Origin of the sequence: Streptomyces sp. NPDC087845 (genome assembly GCF_044742755.1) — a bacterium.
Lineage (GTDB): Bacteria > Actinomycetota > Actinomycetes > Streptomycetales > Streptomycetaceae > Streptomyces.
The window spans coordinates 1-1,694 of record NZ_JBIUVC010000052.1; the positions used below are offsets into that span (position 1 = coordinate 1).

Below are 1,694 nucleotides of genomic sequence, written 5' to 3' on the forward strand. Positions count from 1 at the left end.
AGGGCGAGCTGCCGCATGGTCAGGTTCGTTCGCCAGTAGGCCGCGACCAGCAGGGTCCGGTCCTCCAGCGGAAGGCTCCACGGCCGGCCTTTGCGGGCCGTGTCCGCCCCCGCGCGCCGCAGAACCGTCACCAGCTTTCCGAAGGCGCGAGGGCTCAGCCCAGAGAACGGAGCTATCCAGGACGGCTCCGCCGCCGTGATCACACTAGCCACATCAAGATCATCACATCAGGGTCAGGCGGAGGTCCCAGCCCAACTCTCGCAGCGGACACGACCTCTGGTCGCCTCGCCGCCCGACTCACCCGCCGGGCGACGCCCGTCGCGCGGTTGGCCAAGTGCCCCGGCCCGCGGTTGCTCGCGGGCCGGGGCACTGGCGCTGGTGTGCGGTCGGTCACCCGTTGAGGAGAGCGATGCGGATGGCTCGTTCGACGTGTGCGGCGGTGTTGGCGTGTCCTGCACCGTTGGGGTGGACCAGGGTGACGCGCTTCTGGATGAGGCCGCAGTTCAGCAGGGTGCCGGGGAGTTTGGCGGGCCAGTAGTCCGCTGCGTCGCCGCAGATTCCCTCGATCCACTTGGTGCCTGCGGGCTGGCAGGCGTCGTGGCCCACGCTGGAGGAGTAGACGTCCACGTAACGGTCGCCGAAGAACGACGTAACGCGCTGGATCGTGCTGTTCAGCGGCTTGAGGACGTCGTCACGGAGCCAGTCGATGTCGGCGTGCTTGATCGAGCCCAGCTCGGTGAGGGCGAGGCGGTTGCAGGCACTGGCCTCCTGCGGCAGGACGGCCGGGTAGCCGACGGTGATGACCTTGGCGTTGGGTGCGGCCTCGTGCACCTTGGCCAGCATGGCGATGTACTCGTCCTGGACCCTGGCGAGCTTGTCCTGGATGCTCTCCTCGCCCTCGGGCGGGCTGGTGTAGTACTCGCGGCAGGACTCGCCGGGCTTCGCGCCCAGTTCGAGGCACTTGAGGAGCATGCCGCCGAAGGGCAGGCTATTGCCGCCGACACCGATGGTGACGACGTCGGTCTGGTCGTTCAGCTTGGCCCGCTGGATCTGCGGGTCGACCGCGGTCCAGCCTCCGGCGGGGGGCTGGACCGGACTGATCGGCGTCTGCTTGGTCGTGGCGATGTTGTCGATGGTGGCGTTGCCGCAGCTGACGTTGGTCAGGTGGACGTGCTTGCCGGGCGGGAACTCGTCGAGTTCCCGCTCGACAAGGCTGGGGTAAGCGCCGGTGGTGCGGTCGCAGCCGTCCCGCGACGCATCACCGAGCGCGGGCTGCGGGTCCCCGACGAAGCCGCCGGCGGTGTACGAGTCGCCCAGGGCGGCCCACTCGTACTGATCAGCCGCACCAGCCGAGCCCGCGGGCACGAGGGCGGCCGCAGCCAGGGCGAGCCCGACCGCCAGTACTCGCGTCCTGAGTCGGGAGACAGGGTGTCGCATCAATCCTCCAGAATCGACAAAAGACACCCCGGAGCCGCAATGTACCCCAAATCGGAAGGCGTCCCGCCCAAGATCATCCACGCCGCCGGTCTACTGCTCGACTGACTCGGACCTATCAGACCCGATCGAGCTAAATGATCAGATCTTCGTGCTGCCACCTGCCAACAGCCGACACAGGCGCCGGATCGGCGAGCCGGCCGCGCGGGCGACCAGGCACCCGACACAGCTTGCAGATCATTTACGGGACAGCCCTTAGG

At 68.2% G+C, this 1,694-nt stretch carries 2 protein-coding genes; both read right to left on the reverse strand.

The genetic code is table 11. The features are described from left to right. A partial coding sequence (locus tag ACIOMQ_RS41405) for a transposase family protein (protein ID WP_402192898.1) occupies positions 1 to 212 on the reverse strand: 212 nt, incomplete at its 3' end. A 178-nt stretch (positions 213 to 390) separates the two neighbouring features. Beyond that, positions 391 to 1,437 (reverse strand): SGNH/GDSL hydrolase family protein, encoded by a 1,047-nt coding sequence (locus tag ACIOMQ_RS41410; RefSeq protein WP_401989340.1) that lies wholly within the window; start codon positions 1,435 to 1,437, stop codon positions 391 to 393. Positions 1,438 to 1,694: the final 257 nt, after the last annotated feature.